General features: G+C 65.0%; 4 protein-coding genes and 1 pseudogene. 4 read left to right on the top strand and 1 reads right to left on the bottom strand.

Annotated elements, in window-relative coordinates:
- Positions 1-24 precede the first annotated feature (24 nt).
- The 3 genes from CVM73_RS30485 to CVM73_RS30500 all read left to right on the top strand — a co-directional run bounded on the left by CVM73_RS30485 (position 25) and on the right by CVM73_RS30500 (position 6,068).
- Positions 25-1,098 carry a hypothetical protein gene (locus tag CVM73_RS30485; RefSeq protein ID WP_100235480.1) on the top strand — a complete coding sequence of 358 codons (1,074 nt, stop codon included), beginning with the start codon at positions 25-27 and terminating at the stop codon, positions 1,096-1,098.
- A 590-nt stretch (positions 1,099-1,688) separates the two neighbouring features.
- A complete protein-coding gene (locus CVM73_RS30495; RefSeq protein WP_167407147.1) occupies positions 1,689-2,882 on the top strand; it encodes an efflux RND transporter periplasmic adaptor subunit in 1,194 nt (397 codons plus the stop codon).
- 27 nt (positions 2,883-2,909) lie between these two features.
- Positions 2,910-6,068: an efflux RND transporter permease subunit gene (locus tag CVM73_RS30500; RefSeq protein WP_100235482.1), complete on the top strand. Its 3,159-nt coding sequence runs from the start codon at positions 2,910-2,912 to the stop codon at positions 6,066-6,068.
- Between the two features lie 203 nt (positions 6,069-6,271).
- On the opposite strand, the gene CVM73_RS30510 is transcribed toward CVM73_RS30500, so the two are convergent.
- The gene (locus CVM73_RS30510; RefSeq protein WP_100235484.1) at positions 6,272-8,515 is read right to left on the bottom strand and encodes a cation:proton antiporter domain-containing protein; all 2,244 of its coding nucleotides are present in this window, start codon (positions 8,513-8,515) and stop codon (positions 6,272-6,274) included.
- Positions 8,516-8,949: 434 nt separating this feature from the next.
- On the opposite strand from CVM73_RS30510, the pseudogene CVM73_RS30515 reads away from it, so the two are divergent.
- Positions 8,950-9,077, top strand: a pseudogene (locus CVM73_RS30515) (IS110 family transposase); the annotation flags it as partial.

Below are 9,077 nucleotides of genomic sequence, written 5' to 3' on the forward strand. Positions count from 1 at the left end.
CCATCGAATCGACGGGAACCAGCCATGGGATCGAGACAACTTGCCGCCGTGGCATTTGCGGCTGTTGCCTTCTTCGTCGCGGCGCCCGCCGTTGCGCAGAAGGCCGCGCCGACGCCGAAGCAGTCGGAGGCGCTCGCAGCTTACGAGCGCGCGCTCGGCGATTTCAAAACCATCCTCGCCGAGCGGCGGCGCCAGATCGAGGCGAAGGAGCCGCTGCCGAACCTGCCGGGACAGGCGCTCTATCTCGCGCGCGTCGCTGTGATCAGCAGCTACAAGGACCTCACCGACGTCATGCCGTCGCGGATCGGCCGGCCGAACAAGTTCGAGATTCCTCCGGCCTATTTCGATGCCGACATCGAGCCGCTGGTCGACGAATATTCAAAGCTGTTCGACATCATGGAGGCGCCGCCCGCCAATGCACAGAACTCGGCAACGCCGTTCAAGGACGTCGTCGATCTCGCGGTTGCGATCGCGCGCGCCAAGGGGCTTGCACCCGATCACGCAGCCGCTGCGGGCCGCATCAGCCTCGGGCTGTTCTTTGCAGAAACCAACGGCAAGCAGAACGTCCGCAACGGACGCTCGAACACCTATATGGGCAGCTTCCAGACCGGTCCCTCCGAAGACCGCAATGGCCGCCGGAAATGGGGGGCCATCAAGGGCGACATCGCCACGATCGATCCGGGCTTGAGCGCGCGCGACGACAAGGAAGAGGCGCGGGCCCGCGGCACCGATCACCGCTTCAACCACTGGACCAACGTGCGCGACGGCCTGATGAACGCGCATGCGGATGTATTCCACGAGATCCCCGCCATCGTGAAGACGCTGCCTGACCCGATCGACCAGATGAAGCTGTTCGAGCTGATCCAGATCGTTCCCACCCCGACGCGGTCCGCACTCAAGTCCGGCGATCTCCTGAACTACAGGGTGTCCAGCCCCACGATCATGAAGCACCTGCGCAACAACAGCATCTTTGCCTTCGGACAGGCCGACCGCGCGCGCACGTCCGCAAGCTTCCGCGAGATCCTCGGCGCGATGTGGCTGTTCAACCGGAAGTTCGAGAAAGCGATGGCGAAATACGCGGAGATCAAAGGGCGCTGACGGCGGGTGCGACTGCGATCCGACGCCGCAAGCCGACCGATGAGCAGGACTAATGCATATGCTTCGCGGTGACATCGAAGCAAGCGCCTCGTCCTTCGAGACGACCGCTTTGCGGTCTCCTCTCCATGAACCACCTGTCAGACGACGTCTCGCAGGTGGTTCATGGTTCCATGTGCAGCGCCCGCTTTCGGCGCTGGGGGCTCAGGATGAGGCTTAGCGGCATCGGTGCTCGTTGACACTAGTGCCGTGCACTCAGTCCTCATCCTGAGGGCCCGCCAGCGGCGGGCGTCTCGAAGGATGAGCTGCGGAGGCCGGATTGTGGCCATGCTGCCCCGTCCGGATCGGCGAATCCTTCCGGGCATTGTTGTCGTAGGCCTTGCGCAGCGTGCCGTTGGTCGTGGTCGCTCCGCCCTTAGTATAATTCTGGTCGATCATGCGCTCAGTGAAAGGCCCTTTGTCATGACAAACCTGCCAAAGGGCACGCCGCCGTTTGCCATGCAAGGCCTGCAACTGCCATGGCTATGGTGTTCCACGCCCGGGCATTTGTTGCTAGCCTGCCGCACCGACAGATAGCAACCGGGGGCCACCGAATGACACGCGCGAATCCCGCATCTCCCGCACGACGTAAGCAAGCGTGGAGACATGTCGGGCGGGCCCTGGTGACGGCAACCGCCGTGATCGTGCTCGCCGGCTGCGAGGACAAGAACACGTTCGTGGCGCCGCCGCCGCCCAAGGTGGACGTCGCGACGCCGGTGCAGCGTGCGGTGACGCGCTATATCGAGGCCACCGGCAACACCGCGCCGATCAAGAGCGTCGATCTGGTTGCGCGCGTGCAAGGCTTCCTGCAAACGATCGACTATCAGGACGGCAGCTTCGTCAAGCAGGGCACCCAGCTGTTCACGATCGAGCCGGAGACGTACAAGCTCAAGGTCGAGCAGGCGAAGGCCGCGGAGGTCGGCGCGCAAGCCACGGTCAAGCAGGCCGAAGCCGATTACAAGCGGCAGGTCGAGCTGGTGCAGCGCCAGGCGGTCTCGCAATCCACCCTCGACACCTCGACCTCGAACCGCGACAACGCCCAGGCCAATCTCCAGCAGGCCCAGGCCAACACCAAGCTCGCTGAAGTCAATTACGGCTACACCAAGGTGACCGCGCCGTTCGACGGTATCGTCAGCGCGCATATGGTCTCGATCGGCGAGCTCGTCGGCGTCTCCTCGCCGACCCAGCTCGCCACCATCGTCGCGATGGACCCGATCTGGGTGAACTTCACGGTCAATGAGCAGGATGTCCTTCGCATTCGCGCCGAAGCGGCCCGCCGCGGGCTGACCGTCGCCGACCTCAAACAGTTGCCAGTCCAGGTGGGCCTCCAGACCGAGACTGGATATCCGCATGAAGGCCACCTCGACTATGTCTCGCCAACCCTCAATACATCGACGGGCACGCTCGCGGTGCGCGGCGTCATACCCAACGACAAGCGGGTGCTGCTGCCCGGCTATTTCGTCCGGGTCCGCGTACCCTTCGACCAGGAGAAGAGCGCCCTGCTCGTCCCCGATACCGCGCTCGGCAGCGACCAGGGCGGCCGCTATCTCCTCGTCGTCAATGGCGACAACATTGTCGAGCAGCGCAAGGTGCAGATCGGCCCCGTCGACAACGGCCTGCGCGTGATCGAGAGCGGCTTGAAGCCGGAGGATCGCGTGGTGATCGCTGGGCTCTTGCGCGTCATCCCGGGCCAGAAGATCGACCCGCAGGTGACGAAGATCGAGCAGCCGCAGGCGTCTGCCAAGTGAGATCTGCCAAGTGAGGGGGCGCCAGCCATGATCTCAAAATTCTTCATCGAGCGGCCGGTCCTCTCGAACGTCATCGCACTCCTGATGATCCTGATCGGCGGCGTGGCGCTGTTCAACCTCGCCATTGCGCAATACCCCGACGTGGTGCCGCCGACGGTGCAGGTCACCACGCGTTATCCCGGTGCCAGCGCCAAGACCGTGATCGACACCGTGGCGCTGCCGATCGAGCAGCAGGTCAACGGCGTCGAGGACATGCTGTACATGCAGTCCTACAGCGGCTCCGACGGCACCTACACGCTGACCGTGACCTTCAAGATCGGCACCGACCTCAACTTCGCGCAGGTGCTGGTGCAGAACCGCGTCTCCAGCGCACTGTCGCAATTGCCGCAGGCGGTGCAGAACCAGGGCGTCACCGTGCAGAAGCGGTCGACCTCGATCCTCTTGTTCGTGACGCTGACCTCGCCGGATTCGAGGTACGACAGCCTTTACTTGAGCAACTACGCCACCATCAACATTCGCGACGAGCTCTCCCGTCTCCCCGGAGTCGGCAACGTCACCGTGTTCGGCGCCGGCCAATATTCGATGCGGATCTGGCTCGATCCCAACAAGCTGCAAGTGCGTGGCCTCGTGCCGCAGGATGTCATCCAGGCGATCCAGCAGCAGAGCCAGCAGGTCTCGGCCGGCCAGGTCGGCGCGCCGCCGACGCCGCCGGGACAGGCGTTCCAGTACACACTCAACGTCAACGGACGGCTCGACGACGCCAAAGAGTTCGAGAACATCATCGTCAAGTCCGGCACCAACGGCGACGTCACGCGGGTGCGCGACGTCGGCTGGGTCGAGTTAGGGGCGCAGACCTACAGCCAGATCTTCTCGCTCAACAAGCAACCGGCGGTCGGCATCGGCGTGTTCCAGTCGCCCGGCGCCAATGCGTTGCAGGTCGAGCAGGCCGTCGAGAGGAAGATGGCCGAGCTCGCCAAGCGTTTCCCCGAAGGCATCAAGTACGACACGCCGTTCGACACCACCAAGTTCGTGGAAGCCTCGGTGCACGAGGTCTACATGACCTTGATCGAGGCCGGCCTGCTGGTGCTGGTCGTGATCCTCGTCTTCTTGCAGGACTGGCGCGCGATGCTGGTGCCGGCGACGACCGTGCCTGTCACCATCATCGGCGCGTTCGCCGCGATGGCGGCGCTCGGCTTCACCATCAACATGTCGACGCTGTTCGCGATCGTGCTCGCGATCGGCATCGTGGTCGACGACGCCATCGTCGTGGTCGAAGGCGCCGCCCACAACATCGAGCAGGGCATGAACGGCCACGACGCCGCGATCAGGGCGATGGACCAGCTGTTCGCGCCGATCGTCGGCATCACCCTGGTGCTGATCTCGGTGTTTTTGCCGGCCTCGTTCCTTGCCGGGCTCACGGGACGAATCTACTCGCAATTCGCGCTGGTGATCGCCGCGACCGCGCTGCTGTCCGCCATCAACGCGGCGACGCTGAAGCCGACCCAGTGCGCGCTCTGGCTGCGGCCGGCGGTGCCGCCGGAGCAGCGCAATTTCTTCTATAGGGGTTTCAATGCGGTCTACAACCGCGTCGAGCGCGGCTACACAAGGCTGATCACGTTCCTCGTGAAGCACGCCACCATCTCGGTCGCGTTCGCGCTGCTCGTCATCGCAGCCAGCGGCTACGGCCTGTCGCGGGTGCCGACCGGCTTCCTGCCGATCGAGGACCAGGGCTACCTGATCGCCGCCGTGCAGCTGCCCGACGGCGCCGCGCTGGAGCGGACGCAAGCCGTGCTCGACAGAGCGAGCGGACTGATCAAGGACACCCCGGGCGTCCAGCAGGTCATCACCATCGCCGGCATCTCCGCGCTGGACAACAGCGCCAGCCTCGCCAATGCCGGCGTCGCCTACATCATCCTGAAGGATTGGGAGGCGCGCAAAGGACCCGGCGAGGATCTGCGCTCACTGGTGTACGGGCTGAACGACAAGCTCGCGACCATCATGGAGGCGCGTACGATCGTGCTGCCGCCGCCGCCGATCCAGGGCATCGGCAACGCTGCCGGCTTCTCGATGCAGGTCGAGCTGCGCGACGGCAACAGCGATTTCGCCAAGCTGCAGGCCATCACCGGTGCGATGGTCAGCAACGGCCAGAGCCAGAGCGCGCTGCAGCGCGTGCAGTCCTCGTTCCGCTCGTCGGTGCCGCAATTCAACGTCGAGATCGACCGCGTCAAGACCCAGACCCTGCACGTGACGACGGACCAGGTGTTCTCGGCGCTGTCGACCTATCTCGGCTCGTCCTATGTCAATCAGTTCAACAAGTTCGGCCGCGTGTTCCAGGTCTACACCCAGGCCGATCCCGCCTTCCGCGTCACCGAGCGCGACATCGCCAACATGCAGGTGCGCAACTCGAACGGCGACATGATCCCGATCGGCACCGTCGCCAAGATCACGCCGGCCACCGGTCCGTCGCTGATCAGCCTCTACAACCTCTATCCATCCTCCACCGTGATCGGCCTGCCGGCGCAGGGCTACTCCTCCGGCCAGTCGCTGAAGCTGATGGAGGAGATCGCGGACAAGACGCTGCCGCCGGGCACCGGCTATGAATGGACCGCGATGTCCTACCAGGAGAAGGCCGTCTCCAACCAGATCTACTGGGTGTTCGGCCTTGCCATGCTGCTGGTCTATCTCGTGCTCGCCGGCCAGTATGAGAGCTGGTACGCGCCGATCTCGGTGATCCTCGCCGTGCCGCTGTCGCTGCTCGGGCCGATGCTGATCCTCTCCGGGCTCAAGATCGACAACAACCTCTATTGCCAGATCGGCCTGATCCTCTTGATCGCACTCTCGGCCAAGAACGCCATCCTGATCGTCGAGGTCGGGCTCGAGCTGCACGGCCGCGACGGCAAGCCGATCCTGGAGTCCGCGATCGAAGCCGCGCGCGCCCGCTTCCGGCCGATCCTGATGACGTCGTTCGCCTTCATCCTCGGCGTGGTGCCGCTGGTGCTCGCGACCGGCGCCGGCGCCAGCGCCCGCAAGTCGATCGGCATCACCGTGTTCTCGGGCATGCTGGCCTCGACCTGCCTTGCGGTGCTGTTCGTGCCGGCCTTCTTCGTGGTGGTGCAGCGCTTCGAGAACTGGCGGGCGTCGAAGAAGGCGCCGAAGGCGAAGGCAGTGGCGGAGATGAAGTCTTAAGAGCCGTTGAGTCGGATCAGCCGTGCCGCGCGCTCGGTGTAACCTCTCCCGCTTGCGGGAGAGGTCGGCGCGCAGCGCCGGGAGAGGGTTCTCTCCTCATCGGGAATCTCTCTGAGGAGAAAGCCCTCTCCCCGACCCTCTCCCGCAAGCGGGAGAGGGAGCGCACCTCCCGCGCGGCGGCGATCGGATTCAACCCTCAAGATCTAAGCCTTCTCCGCGGGCGGCCGCTGCGCCTCGCCGCTCGACACCAGCAGCACGGACACCTTCGACTGCCTCAGCACGGCGTCGGCGACGCCGCCGAAGGAGAGATGGTCGGCCTGGATGCGGTCGACGCCCATGACCACGAGGTCGACGTCGGTGGTGTCGATCTCGCGCAGGATCGCGGCCTCCGGCGCCCGGTTCACCCGCAGCGTGGTGGTGATGTCGACGTCGTAGCGGGCGGCGAGATCGCTGGTGTCCTTGAGGATGCCCGTCTCCTGGCTCAGCCCGCGCGAAACCCCACGCTGCGCGCCCTTGTCGCGCGTGGTCGCCACATAGATCACCCGGAGCGAGCCTGAGCCGGCCAGCGCCACCGCGACTTCGGCACCGCGCTTGGAAACAGCGCTGCCGGAAACGGGAACGAGGATGTTGAGCGCATCGGGCATTGGCTGCTTCAGGTGCTTGCCCTTGCCCACGACGATCGCGAGCGGTCCTTCGAACGTTGCGGCGATGTCGTCGATCTTGCGATCGAAACGGTCCTTGGCGGCAGCCGCCTTGGCGATGCCGACGACCAGGAGGTCGAAGCCCTTGCGCGCCTCGTCGGCAATGGTCTCGCCGAGCTCCGCGCGCCCGGTGCGGGTGACGACGTCGATGGCATCGCGATTTGCGGAGACAGTTTCGGCAGCCTTCTTGACCACGGCTTCGTGACTCTCATGGCGGTCCTTCTCCTGCTCCTTAGGCCGCTCGCCGATATGCAGCACGGTGATCGGCAGGCCGCGCATGCCGGCGATCAGGCCGGTGACGTGGGCGGCGAAGGTGGCATTGGGGCTTTCATCCACCGCCAGCAGCGGACGCTCGAGATTGGCGATGAAGCCGCGCTTCTCGAATTCTTCCCGCTCCAGCCGCTCCTTCTCCTCCTCGTTCATCGGCAGCCTGGCCAGCGCCGCGCGCAGCATCGGCGGCATCGCCATGGTGGTCACGATCGCCATGGTCACGATCATCGTGAACAGGTTCTGACTGAGCACGCCGATCGAAAGGCCGATGGTGGCAATGATAACCTCGGTCGAGCCGCGCGCGTTCATGCCGCTGGCGAGCGCCAGCGACTCCCGCGCATTCAGCCCGCCCACGGTGCCGCCGACAAAGGCGCCGCCGAACTTGCCGACGCTGGCGATCACGACGAGGAGGCCGGTGAGCATCAAGAGGTTGGGATCGCGCAGCACCGAGAGATCGGCGCTGAGGCCGGCGAGGCCGAAGAACACCGGCATGAAGAAGCTCGAGATCAGCCCGCGCAGGCGCTCGTCGATCTGCCGCGTCAGGATCGGAGATTCGCCGACCAGGATGCCCGCGACGAAGGCCCCGAGCACGGTGTGGACGCCGATCAGATGCGTGATCAACGCCATGACGCTCATCAACAGCAGGATCACGGTGATGACCGCCGCCGCGCTGACGAGATTGTCGTTGGCCCAGCGGATCAACTGGAACACCAGGCGGCGGCCGATGGTGAAGCTGACGGCGAGGAAGACGAGCGTGCCCAGCACCGCTCTGGCTACCGAGGCGATGTCGAGCGTGCCGTGCGAGGCCAGGCTGAAGATGACCGCGATGATGATCCAGCCGATGGTGTCGTCGATGACCGCGGTCGCGACGATGATCTGCCCGACATTGCGGCGCATGAAATTCATCTCGCGCACCACCACGGCGACGATCTTCACCGAGGAGATCGACAGCGCCGTGCCCATGAACAGCGACGCCACCAGGCGGGCTTGCGGATCCGGCAGCAGCGCATCGGGCAGGAACTCGCCGAGCGCGAAGCCGCAGGCGAAGGGAGCCAGGATGCCGGCGATCGAGATCGCGATCGCGGCCTTGCCGACCTTGCGGACCAGCTTAAGGTCGGTCTCCATGCCGGTCAGCAACAGCAGCAGCAGGATGCCCACTTGCGCGATGCCGTCGATCATCGCCTTCTGCTCGGGCGTCTTGGGGAAGATCGCGTGCTGCGCCTCCGGCCAGACCCAGCCGAACAGTGACGGCCCCAGGATGATGCCGGCGAGCAGCTCGCCGATCACCGAGGGCTGGCCGATCCGCTGCATGAGCTCGCCGAGGCCGCGGCCGACCGCGATCAGCAGCACGATCTGCAGGATCAGGAGGGACTCGGAGGGCCCGGCCGATTTGCCGGCTTCGGCGCCGGCCGCAATGGTGGTGAGGACAAGCGCCGCGGGGACAAGGCCGACCGGTCGGAGCAGGCGCGATCGCATGCAGGTGTCTTTCCCCCTTCATCTGCCCCGGTGTCGGGGCCACAGAGGATAGAACCCGCGGAAGGCGGAGCGGGTTCCGCCGCGCGCGGCGGGGTCAAAAACGAAAACTGCGAAAACAACCCCATGCACAGTAGAGATGAGGTTGAAAAACCTCGTGAAATTTCGGCCTTGCCGAAACGGCTTGCTGCGTCGGGCAAAACACTGGCAGAATGGCATCGTGGGTGGCATGCGTGACGTGTTGCGACGTTCGCCGTCATTGCTGCGAACGCGCCGCGCTCGTGCCCCGGACGCGGCGCAGCGCCATTTCGGCGATGCGCTGCAGAGCCGGGGCCCATGCGACACGGAATGCGCAGCGTCTGTTGGGGTGGACGGCCCCCGACGGCATCAGTGTGCCAGAATGAGGTCGGTTTAGATCTCAGACGAGGGAGCCGTCCATGAGCGAGATTATCCGAATTGGAGTGGATACGTCCAAGAGTGTTTTCCAGCTGCATGGGGTTGACGCAGCGGAGCAACCGGTGCTGCGCAAGAAACTGCGCCGGCGTGACATGCTGGCCTTCTTCGC

This window comes from Bradyrhizobium forestalis (assembly GCF_002795245.1).
Classification (GTDB): Bacteria; Pseudomonadota; Alphaproteobacteria; order Rhizobiales; family Xanthobacteraceae; genus Bradyrhizobium; species Bradyrhizobium forestalis.

Excerpts from the sequence above, each read along its gene's own strand:
- CVM73_RS30500 (WP_100235482.1), top strand. The coding sequence starts at position 2,910 with ATGATCTCAAAATTCTTCATCGAGCGGCCGGTCCTCTCGAACGTCATC.
- CVM73_RS30495 (WP_167407147.1), top strand. The coding sequence starts at position 1,689 with ATGACACGCGCGAATCCCGCATCTCCCGCACGACGTAAGCAAGCGTGG.
- CVM73_RS30485 (WP_100235480.1), top strand. The coding sequence starts at position 25 with ATGGGATCGAGACAACTTGCCGCCGTGGCATTTGCGGCTGTTGCCTTC.
- CVM73_RS30510 (WP_100235484.1), bottom strand. The coding sequence starts at position 8,515 with ATGCGATCGCGCCTGCTCCGACCGGTCGGCCTTGTCCCCGCGGCGCTT.